The sequence below is a fragment of the Chitinophaga pollutisoli genome (assembly GCF_038396755.1).
Classification (GTDB): Bacteria; Bacteroidota; Bacteroidia; order Chitinophagales; family Chitinophagaceae; genus Chitinophaga; species Chitinophaga pollutisoli.
This window is the reverse complement of record NZ_CP149822.1, coordinates 1,396,830-1,413,612: the sequence shown is the minus strand read 5'-3', so window position 1 is coordinate 1,413,612 and position 16,783 is coordinate 1,396,830. Positions and strand designations below refer to the sequence as shown.

11 protein-coding genes are annotated in these 16,783 nt (G+C 56.2%); 10 read left to right on the top strand and 1 reads right to left on the bottom strand.

Going from position 1 to position 16,783, the window contains the following annotated elements:
- The first annotated feature begins 2 nt into the window (after positions 1-2).
- Genes WJU16_RS05795 through WJU16_RS05780 form a run of 4 tightly spaced genes read left to right on the top strand, consistent with a single transcriptional unit; the run spans position 3 to position 6,382 of the window.
- Positions 3-1,952, top strand: coding sequence for a RagB/SusD family nutrient uptake outer membrane protein (locus tag WJU16_RS05795; protein WP_341837379.1), 1,950 nt, complete (start codon positions 3-5; stop codon positions 1,950-1,952).
- A 20-nt stretch (positions 1,953-1,972) separates the two neighbouring features.
- Positions 1,973-3,133 (top strand): BT_3987 domain-containing protein, encoded by a 1,161-nt coding sequence (locus WJU16_RS05790; RefSeq protein WP_341837378.1) that lies wholly within the window; start codon positions 1,973-1,975, stop codon positions 3,131-3,133.
- A gap of 18 nt (positions 3,134-3,151) precedes the next feature.
- A complete protein-coding gene (locus WJU16_RS05785) occupies positions 3,152-5,830 on the top strand; it encodes a GH116 family glycosyl hydrolase (RefSeq protein ID WP_341837377.1) in 2,679 nt (892 codons plus the stop codon).
- Positions 5,831-6,382, top strand: coding sequence for a hypothetical protein (locus tag WJU16_RS05780; RefSeq protein ID WP_341837376.1), 552 nt, complete (start codon positions 5,831-5,833; stop codon positions 6,380-6,382). It begins immediately after the preceding gene.
- Positions 6,383-6,439: 57 nt separating this feature from the next.
- Here WJU16_RS05780 and WJU16_RS05775 read toward each other — a convergent pair whose 3' ends face one another.
- The gene (locus WJU16_RS05775) at positions 6,440-7,165 is read right to left on the bottom strand and encodes an SDR family NAD(P)-dependent oxidoreductase (RefSeq protein ID WP_341837375.1); all 726 of its coding nucleotides are present in this window, start codon (positions 7,163-7,165) and stop codon (positions 6,440-6,442) included.
- Positions 7,166-7,265: 100 nt separating this feature from the next.
- Here WJU16_RS05775 and WJU16_RS05770 point away from each other — a divergent pair, with 100 nt between their 5' ends.
- From WJU16_RS05770 to WJU16_RS05745, 6 genes are all read left to right on the top strand, one after another.
- On the top strand, positions 7,266-7,940 hold the full coding sequence (locus tag WJU16_RS05770) for a sigma-70 family RNA polymerase sigma factor (RefSeq protein WP_341837374.1): 675 nt from the start codon (positions 7,266-7,268) through the stop codon (positions 7,938-7,940).
- Entirely contained in the window at positions 7,865-8,833 is a 969-nt protein-coding gene (locus tag WJU16_RS05765) for a FecR domain-containing protein (RefSeq protein WP_341837373.1), read from the top strand. The genes WJU16_RS05770 and WJU16_RS05765 overlap by 76 nt, the downstream gene beginning before the upstream one ends.
- Positions 8,834-9,017: 184 nt before the next feature.
- Positions 9,018-12,260, top strand: coding sequence for a SusC/RagA family TonB-linked outer membrane protein (locus tag WJU16_RS05760; RefSeq protein ID WP_341837372.1), 3,243 nt, complete (start codon positions 9,018-9,020; stop codon positions 12,258-12,260).
- A gap of 11 nt (positions 12,261-12,271) precedes the next feature.
- Positions 12,272-13,813, top strand: coding sequence for a SusD/RagB family nutrient-binding outer membrane lipoprotein (locus WJU16_RS05755; protein ID WP_341837371.1), 1,542 nt, complete (start codon positions 12,272-12,274; stop codon positions 13,811-13,813).
- A gap of 10 nt (positions 13,814-13,823) precedes the next feature.
- Positions 13,824-14,846 carry a glycosyl hydrolase family 18 protein gene (locus WJU16_RS05750; RefSeq protein WP_341837370.1) on the top strand — a complete coding sequence of 341 codons (1,023 nt, stop codon included), beginning with the start codon at positions 13,824-13,826 and terminating at the stop codon, positions 14,844-14,846.
- Between the two features lie 214 nt (positions 14,847-15,060).
- On the top strand, positions 15,061-16,773 hold the full coding sequence (locus tag WJU16_RS05745; RefSeq protein ID WP_341837369.1) for an IlvD/Edd family dehydratase: 1,713 nt from the start codon (positions 15,061-15,063) through the stop codon (positions 16,771-16,773).
- The last annotated feature ends 10 nt before the right edge of the window (positions 16,774-16,783 follow it).

The following is a 16,783-nucleotide window of genomic DNA, read 5'->3' as shown; positions in this document are numbered from 1 at the left end:
GTATGAAAAATAGCATACTTAAAATATCAACCATCGTATTGCTCGCCATGCAATCCGTAAGTTGTAATTACCTCGAGGCCGACGAATACCTTCACGAGGTGAACAATCTCAACGATATCTGGACGCAGCGTATCGACATCCGAAAGGCCTGGGCTGCCTGCTACGGCCACATCCCGAACTATACGGACATGGCGTACACCTGGCCTTTCAATACCAATTACGACGAAGGCCATGCAGGGCGCGATGTATATACCAGCCTCGTGTTCGCGCAGGGGAAATTCAATGCGGATAACGTATTGTTCAATTTCTGGGCGAATGCTTACCGGGCGATCCGCACCTGCAACCTCTTCCTGGAAAATCACCACAAAGCGAACGACAAGCTGCTGGTGCCGGGAGAAGTGGAAGGATATGCCGCTGATGCGCGCTTCCTCCGTGCTTTCTATTATTACAACCTGTTGCAGTTGTACGGACCTTTCCCGATTGTGGAGAAAACGGTGGATTATTCGGATGAATCGGCCATGCCGACTAACCGGAACACCGAGGAAGAATGTGTCAACTTCCTGATCGCGGAACTGGATAAATGCGCCACGGAATTGCCGGAGAAAGACCGCATCCTGGTGTCGGAAGTGGGCCGTCCTTCCAAAGAAGCCGCCATGGCGCTGAAAGCGATGGTTTTACTTTGGGACGCGAGTCCGCTGGTAAATGGAAACCCGGATTATAGCGGGTTCAAAGATGCGAAGGGCCGCAATTATTTTTCCACCGCAAGCGATCCGGAAAAGTGGCGCAAAGCTGCCAATGCGGCCAAAGCGGTGATCGACCTCGGGGTGTTCGACCTGCATACGGCTCCGGCCAACCAGGGTTATACCACGGTTCCGTTGGGTAATTTTCCCGGCAACACCGTGGCCTGGCCCAACGGCCCCGCCGGCATCGATCCTTACCGGTCTTTCAAAGAGCTTTTTTCCGGCGGCGATACCTATTGGAACCAGGAAGGTATCTGGCAGGTGAACCTGGGTTACCAGACAGACCACCTGTCGCTGCTGGGCTTCCCTCGGAATTACAACAACGGGGAAGATGGCGCTGTGAAAGGCGTGCTGTGTGCCACACAGAAAATGGTGGACGCGTTTTTCATGAACAACGGCGCCACCATCGGGGAAGAGGACAATAGTCTCTATAACGACATCGGCATCGCCGAAAACGGCGATGGATATTACATCAGTGGCAGCGGAAAGGAAGCGCATACGCCCATCATCACCGGATTCAAATTGTCGAACACCAACGCCAAGGTGCCGAACCGCGTCCTCAACCGGGAAGCGCGTTTTTACGCGACCGTTGGGTTTATCGGGCGGGGATATGAGCAGAACAACGGCACATTGTATTACGCGGATTATAAAGCGAATGCCATGGACGGGTTCATCCAGTCGGACCGTCCTTCCATCCGTACCGGATATTCCATCGTGAAATGGGTGGCGGAAGACGATCTGCGGTCGCGTGGGAGCAGTGACAAGCCTTATTATGTGCTGCGCCTGGCGGAAATCTATCTCAGCTATGCCGAAGCCTTGAACGAGATCGAACCGGGGAACCCCGATGTGTTGAAATACCTCAACCTCATCCGTTTCCGTGCCGGCCTTCCGGGATATACGCCCGCCAGCCAGGAAGTGACCCGCGAGCGGATCAAACGCGAAAAACATGTGGAATTCGCATTCGAAGGGAAGCGGTATTTCGATTCGCGCCGGTGGAAAGACGCCGGCAAAACGACCCGCGATAAATGGGGTAACAGCCAGGGCATGGGCGGGCTTGTATACGGTTGCAATTTTACAGCGCCCGACGGTAGTTTCTACGACCGCGCGGTGATAGACGGATACATCTTCCGACCCAAAAACTACTTCCTGCCCATTCCGTTTGAAGAAGTAGCCAATTATTGGGGCACGATGACGCAGAGTCCCGGATGGTAGTACCTTTTAATCCAACAAACATGAAACGCATTCGTATTTTATATTTCGCGCTCTTCGCCGCCGCCATGCAGGGCTGCGGGAAAAACGACTACGAGAATAAGGAATTCTACAAGCAGGAAGCTTACATCATTTCCGCGGAATCCACTTCCGCCGCGGAAAGGGAAATCACCGATATCGAGGTGCATACTTTCATGGATACGCTGAAGTATCTCAACGAACAATACGATTCCGATACCATTATCGACGAGAAAACGTTCATGGCCGAAATCAAGTTCAAAGTCGGCATCGGCGGTTCGCTGCCCGCGGCGCAGGACATGAAGATCGTTGTGGGGTTTGATCAGGAAGCGCTGGAAGATTACAATATCCTGAAGAATACCGAAATGGTTGTCCCCGCCGCCACGGAGTATACCTCCAGCATCCCGTTCGACGAAAAAGAAAACGGGTTCGTGGTGAACGTCCCGAAGGGCAGTTCTTCCGTGGGGTTGATTTTTACCGTACCGGTTGAAAGGAGTAAAATGGCGCAATACGGGAAGTACGCCTTCCCCTTGAAAATCCTCCGTGCCGAAAATGTTCCGCTGAGCCGGCAGTACACCAATTTCATGGTGGCCGGGTTGCGGGTGAATGAAGGCAAAACGGTGAACTGGTCGGGCCTCCCCATTCCAAAAATCCCTGCCGGCCGCTATACTTCCGTGATGATCATGAGCAATCCCGGGGAAAACAATAGCGACGGGCGCGTACGGAAGTACAAGTATATTACGCCGCTCAGCGTGACCGACGATCCGCAGCTGAAAGACAAATACATGATCTGGGGAACGGCGGGCTGGAGCTTCGAGATGTTCGGTTTCCATAGCGCGGGATACATGTACAACCTGCTGACCCTGGTCGACCGTAACTTCGGCGTGTACCGCTTGGATCCGATCCTTTCCGGTAATAACGATTTTCCTTTTTATACCTTCGCTTATGCCACTACGCAAGGGGTGAGTGAAGAGAATTTTTATGATCCTCGCCTGAAAACGCTCACGTTGCATTACAAAAACGTAATCGGTGAGGATTATACCGATGTGCTGACTTTCGAAAGCTCCGACCTTACGCTGGAAACCGTGCGAAGCGGTACCATCTACCAGCCGCAAAGCTGGGAACAGGTGCGGGGCAAGGGTTACAAATACTGGCTGCCGTTGTAGCCTGATAAAAAAGAGACTATGGAAAGAAGAAGTTTTATCCGCCAGGCGGGCCTCGCCGCGGCAGGATTGTTCAGCCTCCGGCTGGAAGCGCTCGCTTCGCCGAAGCCGCCTTATTCCGGCGTGTTGCTCCCGGTGCATAACATCCCGGCCAACAAACAACTCGATCCCGCCTGGGTGCGTTCGTTGTACCAGCGCACGAAACCGACCACTTACACGAAATCGAAAAACGAACTGCGCTATATCGGCATGCCGGCAGGCGGGCTCCATGCCGGAACGGTGTACCTCGGCGGCGACGGCCGCCTGTGGCTCTGGAGCATTTATAACGACGAGCGCGAGGGCATCGAGCCCAAAACAGTGCTATGGAACGATGGTGTGGCCGACCGGCAAATCCGCAACCGCGACGGCGCCAGTTACGTGGAACCCGCCATCGCGGCCAACCGCCGCGTGCTGGACCAGGGTTTTGCCGTAATGGTGGAAACTGGCGGTAAAACGATGATCGCAGAATTACGCGAGGAAGATTGGGAAGAAGTGAGCTTCGAAGCCACATACCCCGTAGCCACCGTGCGATACAGGCATAGGAAGTTCCCACTGGAAGCGACGCTCCGGGGCGGAGGGATCTTCATTCCCCTGGATGCCGATAACAGCGGCCTCCCCGCCACGGTGTTCGATATCAGCATCAAAAATATTTCCGCGCAGCCGGTGCGCGCGGCGGTAGCGGGATGGCTGGAGAACGGCGCGCGGAAGATTTCCGCGAAGAAAGGTGAAGGTGAGAAGTGGAACCACGTAGCCAAAGGGAATGGATATACACGCGTTAGTTCGAAGATGGACAAAACGGCAGAATTTTCCCGGCCCGACGACGGCACCACCTGCATCGCTTACATTGGTGAGGGCGCCACGGCCAATGCCAATGCACATCCCTGGCCTGTGACTGCGGATTTCTTTACGACGCAGGCCGACAGCGCCACGGCGGAAGCGGATGCAAAATTAGTGGCTTCCATCGCCGGCCCGAAAAAGCAGCTGGCGCCGGGAGCTGTCGTGGAGGCGCAGTTCATCCTCACCTGGCACTTCAATCATCCCCTGAAAAAAACTTCCAAACTGAAAGACGCGGCAGAAGGATACCTGTATGCAAGCCGGTTTAAAAACGCCGCCTCTGTGGCCGATTACCTGGCGGAGCAGTTTACAAGGCTCTGGGGCCAAACGCTTCGCTGGCACAAAACCTATTACGACTCCACGCTGCCGCACTGGTTCCTGGAGCGGGCGCTGCTCAATATCGGCACCCTTGCCACCGCCAATACCTACCGTTTCGCCAACGGGCGCTTCTGGGGTTGGGAAGGCGTGAACGCCTGCGAGGGTACCTGCACGCACGTGTGGCAGTACGCGCAGGCGATGGGGCGCATTTTCCCGTCGCTCGAAAGCGATACCCGCCAGCGCACCGACCTCGGCAATGCCATGCAGGACGACGGCGGGATTATCTTCCGCGCGGAATATGAGCACCGGCCGGCTATCGACGGGCAGGCGGGCACTATTCTCCGCATTTATCGCGAGCACCAGATGAGCGCCAGCGACGCGTTCCTCCGCCGTAACTGGACGCAGATCAAAAAAGCGGTGAACTTCATGCTGGCGCAGGATAAGAATGGCGACGGCATGACGGATACACCGATGGAAAACACGCTGGACGCGGTTTGGGAAGGCGAAATCGCCTGGATCGTGGGGCTTTGCATCGCCGCGGCCCGCGCCGCGCAATACATGGCGGAAGAAGTGGAGGATACGGCATTTGCCGCCCGCTGCCGCGATTACGTAGAAAAAGGTAGCGCGAATATGTCGAAGCACCTGTTCAACGGCGAATATTTCATTCACCGGCCCGACGCGGTCCAGGGCCGCAAGAAACTGGGTTCTTACAACACCTGCCACATCGACCAGGTGTATGGCCAGAGCTGGGCTTTCCAGGTGGGGTTGGGCAGGTTATGGGATAAGGAACAAACGCTTTCCGCCCTGCGCTCCCTTTGGAAATACAATTTCACGATGGATGTGGGGCCATATATCAAAACGCACATCGGTGGCCGGCCTTACGCGCTGGAAGGAGAAGGCGGTATGATCATGAACACCAATCCGCATAACGAGGAAAAGCCCTTCGGCGAAAACGTCACCTGGCAGCTGGGGTATTTCCATGAGTGCATGTCAGGGTTTGAGCACCAGGTGGCCAGCCACATGATGGCCGAAGGGATGACCGACGAAGCGTTGGTGCTGACGCGCGCCATCCACGACCGGTATCACGCGGCCAAACGCAACCCTTACAACGAGATCGAGTGCAGCGACCACTATGCCCGGGCGATGGCGAGCTACGGCACGTTTATTACGGCGTGCGGATTCGAATACCACGGCCCCAAAGGCGACCTGCGCTTTGCGCCGGCATTCGGAAAGCAACAATTCCGCGCACCGTTTACAGCGGCGGAAGGCTGGGGCACCTTCAGCCAGCAGAGCGGCAAAGGCGGATGGCGTTGCAGCGTTTCGCTGGGTTATGGAGCCCTTCAGCTGCGTACCCTGCGTTTGAAGGCGGCCGCATCGGCCGTAACGGCGACGGTGGGAGGGAGGAAAATTCCCGCCAGCCTGGACCGCAACGGGGAGGAAGTGACCATCCGTTTCCCGCAAACCCTGCAACTGAAGGAAGGAGAAACTTTAAAGATTCAATTGGCATAAATGACAGGAAGAGTAATAAAAGCGGCTTTTGTGCTGGCGTTCCCGCTGCTGGCGGCATGTGGCGCGAAAGCGCCGGAAAGCAATGGTTCCTGGCGGCAACGCTTGGCGGATCAATTACCGCTGCTGGGCCACCGCAACTGGATCATCGTGGCGGATCAGGCTTTCCCGGAACTCAAATCACCGGGCATCACCTACATCAATTCCGGAGAGCGTTTGCTGCCCGTTCTGAAGGAAGTGCTCGCCATGGTGAAGGCGCCTGGTCATGTTACACCCATTTTGTACCGCGATAAGGAATTGGGTTTCATCGCGGAAGCACAAAGTACGGGCATCGGCGCGTTCCGCGATTCGGTGAATGCCTTGCTCGCGGGGAGCATGGTGCGCGAAATGCTGCATGATTCCATATTCGCCAAACTGGATGCGGCGGCGGGCTTGTTCCGCGTGGTGGTGGTGAAGACGGACGAAAAGTTGCCTTATACTTCCGTGTTGATGGAACTGGATTGTGCTTACTGGAACGGAGAAAAAGAAGCCGCGCTTCGACAAGTCATGCAATAATTATAGCCGAAGATAACTTAGCACATAAAACGCTTTGCAGTCTTGCAAGGCGTTTTTTTATGGAAGCTTCGCCACCAGGCGTTCCGGCGAATATTTCAGCACGAGGTAAATCAGCTTCCATTTGAAGCCCGGTACAATCGTGAACCGCTTCCCGGCGTTGACCACCGCGTTGGCGATGAAAGCGGGCTCCAGCATGAGGGATTCCGGCAGCGGCAGGCCAGCCGTCATCTTGCTCCTGATGTATCCCGCCACGATTACATTCACCGTCACTTTCCGGCTGAACAGGTATTGCCGGAGGCCGGCGAGGTATTGTGTGAACGCGGATTTGGTGCTCCCGTAAATGAAATTGCTTTTCCGCCCCCGCACGCCGGACAAGGAGGATAGACCCACGATCCTTTCCAGCCGTGTGTTTGCGGTATCGGTGACGATGATATTGAGGATGGATACCGCGCCTGCGTAATGCACCTGCATCATCCGGTAACTCCCTTCGAAATCCAGCATAGCCGCTTCGTTGGGATGAAGATATCCGGCCGCATACACGACGGTCTGCGGTTTTTCGGGCAACGACTGGTAGAAACCCGCATGGCTCGCGAAATCAGCCGCGTCGAAGGACAGGACGCTCACCCGCCCGGGGCCCGTAACGGATGATTGCACGAAAGCGGCCAGCTCCGCTGTGTTGCGGGAGGCTGCCATGATGTGATGGCCTTTGGCGGCGTATTGTACGATGGCGGCCTTTGCCACATCGGAATTGGCGCCAAGGATAAGTACGGGTCCTGGTTGCATGGAGGGCATTTGGGGGGCAAAGTTAACCCCTAATTTTGATACCGGAAGGGAACGGCAAACCCAACAGGAAAGTATTTGAATATTTTGTATTATTACGGGAATGAAGGAGGAATCGAACATCTCTGCCGACTCAGCCAACGACGCACTGCGTAACCGGGATGTAGCTGTCTTCCAGGAGTTATACACAACCTACAGCGAAGCGCTATACCTGCTGGCCTACCGGTGGGTGAAAGACAGCAGCCTGGCCAAAGATATGGTACATAATCTTTTCGCGCACCTATGGGACAAAGGAGAGCAGATCGTCATCACCGGCCAGGTCCGCAATTACCTGTACCGCGCCATCACCAACCAGTGCATTAATGAGCTGAAAAGGCGCAAGCGCCATATCGGTGAGGAAATCCTGCAATTCCAGGCCGACGGGCAATCCTTTTACGAAGCCGCCGATTACATTTTCTTCCAGCAGGAACTGATGCAATCCCTCCGCTCCCTGGCCCCCCGCTGCCGCGAAATCTTCCTCCTCAGCAGGATCAATGGCCTCGATCCCGCCGAAATTGCGGAGAAACTGGGGATTACCCTCAATACCGTCTACTTCCAACTGTCCGTAGCCCTCAAATCCCTCCGCCAGCAACTGGCCCCGAAAAAAATTTGTAACCGGCATCAAAGTCCGGGCTTTCTGCATTGTCTTCATACTATAAGCATATGGAAAACGACCTGTCCAAATTCATTATCGACTACCTCGCCGACAGCGCTAACCCGGAGAAAACCCGGGAAATGAACGCCTGGCTCATTGCCAGCGGGGAGAACCGCCGCATGTTCGAAGAAACCCGGCGGGTCTGGGAGGCTTCGCGGCAACTACCCGCGGAACCTTTCGATATGCAATCCGGCTGGAGCAGGTTGAATGAACATATGTCCCAATCCGCCGCCCCGGCAAAAATCCGTACGATGCAACCCCGTCGCGCCTGGTGGCGCGTGGCCGCTGTCGCGCTGCCCCTGCTGGCGCTGGCCGGCTACTGGATGACGCGCGATGCGGATGCCGGATGGGTTTCCTATACCGCGCAACGCGCCGTGAAAGACAGTCTCCGCCTGCCCGATGGTTCAGACGTATTCCTCCGCCCCGGCGCCACCGTGCAATATAAGATCGATGAAAAGGAGCGTTCGCTGCGGATGACCGCGGGAGAAGCCTTCTTTAAAATCAGCCAGGATGCCCAACGGCAATTCAGCATACAGGTGCCGAAAGGCGTGGTGAAAGTACTGGGTACATCCTTTAATATCAGCACCTCCAATGGGTTCAGCGACGTTACCGTGTGGGACGGGAAAGTGAGCGTGGAAGGCAATGGCCGGAAGCTCATCCTCACCGCGGGCGATATGGTCGTGGTAAATGCCGCCAACGGCGCTTTGGAGCAGCCCGAAGGCAACTTTGCGTACCGCTGCGGATGGGGCAACAGCGACCTCAGCTTCAGCAACCAGTCGCTGGAAGTAGTGCTGGAAACACTGGCTTCATATTACCAGGTGTCCCTCGAAACGAAAGACGATCAGCTGCGCGACAGCAGGATCACGGTGCGGTTCAGCCATATGCCCCTCGACCAGGCGCTGGCCGTGCTCACGGAAATGCTCGACCTGGAAGTCAACCGCAGGTCGGCCAACGATTATGAGTTAATACGCAAATGATATCGTAACAGCGAAAATTAAAACCAGAATCAAAAGAAAGTAAACCTTTACCGTTCCCATTTTATCACCGGTGCCTGCCGGTAGGAGATGTATTGCCCGCCCAGGGGATCCGCCGGCTGATCCTGATGGGAGCGCCATGCCTGTCCCTGCCGCCGGCAGCTATTTCACTTCTTAAAATATAGAAATGAAAACTATTCCCTGTATTACACTGTTGATCGCGATGGCCTGCGCTTCTTTTACCGCCATCGCGCAGCGCCCCAATGACGCCCTGTCGAAAAAGCTGACGGTGGCGATCCAGGACAAGCCTGCGGAAGCGATCCTCACACAACTTGAAAAACAGGCCGGCGTTTCGTTCGCCTACCCCAACGGCGTACTGGCCAACCGCCCTAAATATTCCATCGACCGGAAAGACGCTTCGCTGCAAAACCTGCTGGAAGTAATATTTCCCCCGGCGCAATATTCCATCAAAGCCATCGGCAACCAGATCATTATTAAACAGGCCGCGGGCAATCCCGCCCATCCGGCCGATACCAATGCCCCGCAGAAAGTGATCGATATGAACACCGTGGTAGTAACGGCGCTGGGGATCGGCAGACAGCAACGCTCCCTCGGTTATGCGTTCACCGACGTGAAAGGCAGCGACCTCACCCGGGCGCGGGAAACCAATCCCATCCAGTCGCTGAGCGGCCGCGTGGCCGGCCTCGATATCAACGCCACCAACAGCGGCGTGGGCGGCTCCGTGAAAGTAACCCTTCGCGGCGTGAAAGTCATCGGCGGCAACAACCAGCCCCTGTATGTGATCGACGGCATCCCGGCAGATAATTCTTCGCCCGGGCAAGCCGATAAATACGGCGGGTACGACCTCGGCGACGGTTCCTCCATCATCAACCCCGACGAAGTCGCCAGTATTTCCGTACTGAAAGGCGGCGCCGCCACGGCGCTTTACGGCAGCCGCGCCGCCAACGGCGTGATCCTCATCACCACGAAGAAAGGCAGCCGCCAGGGACTCGAACTCGAAGTCACCTCCAACGCCGTGCTCGAGCAGCTGAACAGCAGCTACGATTTCCAGGAAGTGTACGGCAGCGGCCGCGACGGTCTGCTGCCCCGCGACGTGAACACCGCACGCGGTTATTCCCAGGCCAGCTGGGGCCCGAAAATGAGCGCCGACAGCATGGTGTGGCTCTGGAATGGCGAACGCGTTCCTTATACCAAAGCGCAGAACCCGATCCGCAATTTCTTCCGCACGGGGCTCACGCTCACCAACTCCGTGGCCGTGTCTACAGGCAGCGATAAAGCGCAACTCCGTTTTACCTACACCAACGTCAACAACAAAGACATCGTGCCGGAAAGCGGCCTGAACCGCCATAACTTCGCCCTGCGCGGATCTTCACAGCTCACTTCCAAACTCAGCCTCGATGCGAAAATCACTTACCTGAACGAAAAAGTGAACAACCGCCCTGCACTGTCCGACAACCCGAACAACATCGGCTACGTGCTCAGCGGCATCGCGCCCAATATCGATATCAACTGGCTGAAGAATTATAAAGACCCCGTAACAGGCGACTATATCAACTGGAACAACAACCAGTACCAGGTGAACCCCTTCTGGGCCATCTACGAACAACCCAACAACAGCCGGCAAGACAGGCTCAACGGTTTTGTACAATTGAAATACCAGCTGCTGCCTGAGTTGTCCGTCCAGGCGCGGACCGGTACCGATTACTCCAAATTCGGCTTCCGTGAGTTCATGGAATTCTCCACACCATTCAACCAGAGCGGGATGATCAACCTGAAAGACCGTGTGTTCCGCGAAACCAATACTGAAGTGATGCTGAATTACGGCAAACAGGTGAAACAATTCTGGATCGGCGCCAACCTCGGCGCCAACCGCATGGATTACAACGAAAATCTCCTCAATACGACCGGCCGCGACATCAGCGTGAAAGGCGTTAGGAGCATCAATAACTTCAAAACGAAACTCAGCAATGAACAGATTTTACGCAAACGTATCAATTCCGTGTATGGTGCTGTGAACCTGGGTTATGAAAATTTCCTATATCTCGATCTGACGGGGCGTAACGACTGGTCGTCGACCCTCGCGATGGGCAACAATTCCTTTTTCTATCCCTCTGCATCGCTCAGTTTCGTGTTTTCGGAGCTGATGACGAAGAACGACTTTTTGACCTTCGGCAAATTGCGTTTTTCCGCGGCGCAAACCGGTACGGACGCCATCGATCCTTACCAGCTGAAGCTGACATACGGCAGCAACCCCGACGTTCCCATCGTGGGCGGTTACGCGATCGGCGGTGTGGCGGTAGACAAGGTGCCATTCAGCGAGCTGAAGCCCAGCATCAGCAAGTCGTATGAAGCAGGCGCGAACCTGGTGTTCTTCAAGAACCGCCTCAACCTCGACGTTACCTGGTACCAGTCCAATACCCGCAACCAGATCCTGAACGCGCCGATTTCCTCATCCAGCGGCTATACCAGCGCGGTGATCAATTCCGGCAACGTGCGCAACCGCGGGATCGAGGTAACGATGCTGGTGAAACCGGTGGTGACCAAGCATTTCAACTGGGATGTAAATGTGAATTTCGCGCGTAACCGCAATAAGATCCTGGAGTTAAGCCCGCTTGTATCAGGATTCTACACGCTCGCGTCTGCACGATGGGCCAATGCGTCGATCGTGGCGGAAGAGGGGGAGGAGTATGGCATTATCGTGGGCCGGAAGTTCCTGCGCAACGACCAGGGCAAGATTGTGCTGGATGCCAACAACCTGCCTTTGTACGACCCAACCGACACGAAGATCGGCAGCGGTCAGTACGAGTGGATCGGCGGGGTAAACAACCGCTTTACTTATAAGAATATTTCACTGGGTGTACTGTTGGATATCAAGCAGGGCGGGCATATCTACTCCATGACCAATCTCCTCGCGCATGCCAACGGCCGGCAGAAAGCCACGCTGGAAGGGCGTGAAGGATGGGCGGAATCGGAAAGGGCGCGTCTTGCCGCGGGGCAAACGCCCGGCAACTGGGTACCCACGGGCGGACGGTCGGTGAGCGGCGTTCGGCAGACCGGCACAGACCCCGACGGCAAACCGGTGTACTCCGACGTGAACGCATTCGTGAGCCCGCAAGCCTGGTGGCAGCGCGTTACGGACAACATTCCCGAGCATTTCATTTACGACGCATCGTTCGTGAAAATCCGTCAGCTGAATATCGATTACACTTTCCCGAAATCCATGCTGGGTAACGGTCCGTTCAAAGAGCTGGCGATATCGCTCATCGGGCGTAACCTGTTCACCATCAGCAAGCATGTGCCGAACGTAGACCCCGAATCCAGCTATAACAACAGTAACGGTCAGGGTTTCGAGTACGGATCACTTCCCACGCGCAGAACCTACGGCGTCAACCTTTATGCTAAATTCTAAAACGGCCCATCATGAAACGCATTTCATATATAGTAATGAGCTGCCTCACCCTGATACTGGCGGGCAGTTGCACCAAGGATTTCGATTCCATCAATACAGACCCCACGCGCGGCGCCAATATCGCGCCAGGGCAACAGCTGGCGGCCGCGGCATACTACCTCACCGGCGGGCGCGAAACGGGATATCCCAACCTGTACTTCTTTCTGCCCCGCGCGCAATACGTGACCGGCAGCTGGGGCATGCGCTCCGGCGGGAAGTACATCCGCAACGATTTTTATAATGAGCGCATGTGGGAGATCTTCTACGGCAAAAGCCTGAAGCAGCTCATCGATATGCTCGAACGCTCGAAGAACGACGCCGACCTGACGAACTATATCGCGGCAGGCAGGATTCTCAAAGCATATATCTTTTCCCTGATGACCGACGCCTATGGTGATGTGCCTTATTCCCAGGCCGGTGTGGCGTATTACGAAAAGATCTATACCCCGAAATACGACAAACAGGAAGATATCTATCCCGATCTGATCAAGGAACTGACCGAAGCCGCGGCGCAGTTCGACGCGGGCAAGCAGCCTTTGCTGAACGATATCGTGTTCAACGGGAATGTGGACCGCTGGAAAAGGCTTGCCAACTCCCTGCGCCTGCGTTTGGGCATGCGCATGTCGAAAGTGGATGCCGTGGCGGCGGCAAGGGAAGTGAAAGCTGCGGTGGATGCGGGCGTCATGACAAGCGCCGATGATAATTTCAAAATCATCCACGAAAACTTCGGCTTCCCCGACCTTCGCGGCAACGGGCTTTCGCAGGCCTTCCATGAAGAATCGACTTTCAAATACACTATCGGCACCAATAACTTCGTGCATTACCTGAAGAACCAGCAGGACCCGCGCTTGTCCAGCTTCTTCATCAACCGCGACCCCGACGGCGAAGATATCACCGACCTCACGGGGTACATCTCGGTAACGCCGGGCCTGTACTGGTGGGATAACTGGGGCGACTTCACCGCGCCGAACGGCCGCGTGATCCCCCATGCCAATAAATTCTGCACGATCAATCTGCCTTTCACGCAATTGCAGGCGTCCTTCCTGCACATGGGCTTCGCGGAAGTGCAGTTCCTCCTCGCTGAAGCAGCGGCCAGGGGCTGGGCCGGCAGCAACGCCCAGCAGTTCTACCACAACGGCATCCGCGCGGCGATGAAACAGCTGGAAATGTACCCCGGCATGGCCGCCATCCCACAGGCACAGGTAGACGCATTCGTTACCGCGCACCCGCTCCCGGCAAACGACAGCACCATCAAGCACATCAATATGCAGAAATGGGTGGCGCTCTTCCCCAACGGGTACGAAGCCTTCGCCAATCAACGCCGCACCGGATTCCCCGTGCTGGAAGCGATCGAAGATGTGGGCACGGAATCGGAAACGAACAAAGTGCCCTTCCGCCGGCTCTTCTATCCGGGAACGGAAGCATTTACCAATACGGTTAACTACCAGGACGCCCTGCAAAGGATCGGCGGCGCCAACGATTGGCTGAAACCGGTGTGGTGGGATAAACAATAAAAATGGAGATATGAAGATTAGATTGCTGATACTCTTTGCTTTGCTGCCGCTGCTGGCATGCGGCAAATCGAAAAAGGAAGCGCCGGAGCCGGAAGACCCGCCGGCCAACGCCCGCATGCGGACGCAGGCCTATCTCTTCAGCTGGAACGGCAATTGGGAAGCCCCGGTCAACAGCGCCGACATTTCCAAAGTGACCGACCTCACCCTGGCGTTTTTCAATCCCGCCGCCAACGGAGACTTCGAGCCGGATCCCGCTGCCCTCAAACGGGCGGTGGACGCGGCAAGGAGCAAGAACGCCAACGTCAGGATATACTTTGCGATCGGCGGCGGCAGCCCGTCGCCCCATCTCGAAAACCTTATCAAACCCGCGAACCGTAACGCTTTCATTGCGAAAATCGTGCAGCTGGCCACCGACGCCGGGTATGGATTTGCCGGGGTGGACGTGGACCTGGAAAACGATCTCATCAATGCAGACTACGCGGGTTTCGTGAGCCAGCTGGCCGCCGCCTTGCATGCCCGCAACAAGGTGATGACCGCCGCGCTGGCGCGCTGGAAAACGCAACAGAGCATCGCCGACAGCACGTTGCATCAGTTCGATTTCATCAATATCATGTCGTACGACGAAACCGGCTACTGGAACCCTTCCGCGCCGGGGCCGCATGCCAGCCACGCGAAAGCGACCGGCGATTTCGAATACTTCAAAGGCCGCGGTGTGGCGGCGGGTAAATTGCTCATCGGGCTTCCTTTTTACGGATATGGCTTCGGTCCGGGCTTCCCCGCCACGGAGGCCAGTTCACGGACCTACAGCCAACTTGTCAATACCTACCCCGGCGCGGCGGAAAAAGACGCCGTAACCGTCGAAGGCGCCGGAACGATATATTATAACGGTCAGCCTGCTATTAAGCGCAAAGTGGAATATGCGATCAGCCAGGGAGCGGCGGGCATCATGATCTGGGAGATCAACCAGGACCTCCCGTCAACCGATGCCCGTTCGCTCCTGCGGGCTATCCACCAGACAATTACGGGATCGTAGCACATCATACAAACATGCAGGAAGCCGGCGCTCTGCATGCCGGCAGGAGCGCGGGCTATCCCTGGACAGCACCCGCCTCCGTTCCTGCAGTATATGTCCTTCTGTTTAACGGTAAAGGCCCGCCAATCGGCGGGTCTTTTACTTTCCGGTCCGATGTATTATATTGAGTGAGTTACAGACGCATTCCACGTAAAACAGTCACAAAAAGGATTCCATGGAAAGAAAACTCAGGAGCCAGCAATGGTTCGGCAAAACGGGGAAAGACGGCTTCATTTACCGCGCCTGGATGCGCAATCAGGGCATTCCCGACGATCATTTCAGGGGTAAGCCGGTGATCGGCATTTGCAATACCTGGTCGGAGCTTACGCCTTGCAACGCACATTTCAGGGAACTGGCCGAATCGGTGAAGAAAGGCATTATCGAAGCCGGCGGCTTTCCGTTGGAATTCCCGGTGATGTCGCTGGGCGAAACCCTTATCAAACCCACGGCCATGCTATACCGCAACCTGGTAAGTATGGAAGTGGAAGAGGCGATCCGCGCCAATCCGCTGGATGGCGTGGTGCTGATGTGCGGCTGCGACAAAACCACGCCTTCGCTCGTGATGGGCGCCTGCAGCGTGGATATTCCGTCGATCGTGATATCCGGCGGGGCGATGCTGACAGGGAAGTACCGCGGCCGTAACATCGGCACCAGTGACCTGTGGCGCTTTTCGGAAGACGTCCGTTCCGGCGTGATGAGCGAAGAAGAGCTGAACGAGGCGGAGGCCGGCATGTGCCGGAGCAGGGGGCATTGCGCGGTGATGGGCACGGCCTCGTCGATGGCCTGCATGGTGGAATCGCTGGGGCTTTCGTTGCCGGGGAACGCCGCTATCCCCGCCGCGGATTCCAACCGGAAAGTACTGGCGCAGCTCACAGGCAGGAGGATCGTGGACATGGTGCGCGAAGACCTCAAGCCGTCGGACGTACTCACGCGCGAAGCGTTCGAAAACGCCATCAAAGTGAATGCGGCGATCGGAGGTTCCACCAACTTCGTGATCCACTTGCTGGCGATTGCCGGCCGGGTAGGGGTGCCGCTGTCGCTGGAAGACTTCGATATCTTCTCCCGCAACATCCCGCTGGTGGCCAATCTGCAGCCTTCCGGAAAATATTTTATGGAAGATCTGTATTACGCGGGCGGTTTGCCCGCGGTGATGAAACAGATAGAAAGCAACCTGCATACCGGATGTATTACCGTCAACGGAAAATCCGCCGGAGAAAATATCAGCAAAACAAAAAGCTGGGATCCGCAGGTAATCGCACCGGCGGATGCGCCCGTCAACCCGCGCTCGGGTATCGTGGTGCTGAAGGGGAACCTTTGTGAAAACGGCAGCATCATCAAGCCTTCCGCGGCCAGCCCGCATTTGATGCAACATAAAGGCAGGGCCGTTGTTTTCAGTGATATTGAAGATTATAAACGCCGCATCAACGATCCGATGCTGGAGGTGGACGCCACGAGCGTGCTGGTGCTCAAGAACGCCGGCCCGAAAGGATATCCCGGCATGCCGGAAGTTGGCAACCTGGGGCTGCCGGCGAAGCTGTTGCAGCAGGGTGTCACGGATATGGTCCGCATTTCGGATGGCAGGATGAGCGGAACGGGCTTCGGGACGGTAGTGCTGCACGTTTCGCCGGAAGCGGCGGAAAACGGGACTTTCTCCCTCATCGAAACGGGCGACATGATCGAACTGGACGTCGACAACCGCCTGCTCAACCTGCACGTCTCCGAAGTGGAACTGTTGGAAAGAAGGAAACGGCAGGCGCCTTTCAAAAGCCCTTACACCCGTGGTTACACCCGGCTTTTCGTCGAGCATGTGGAGCAGGCCTGCCAGGGCGCCGATTTCGATTTCCTGAAAGGCGGCTCCGGCAGCGAAGTAACGCGCGATTCCCATTAATCACCCAACT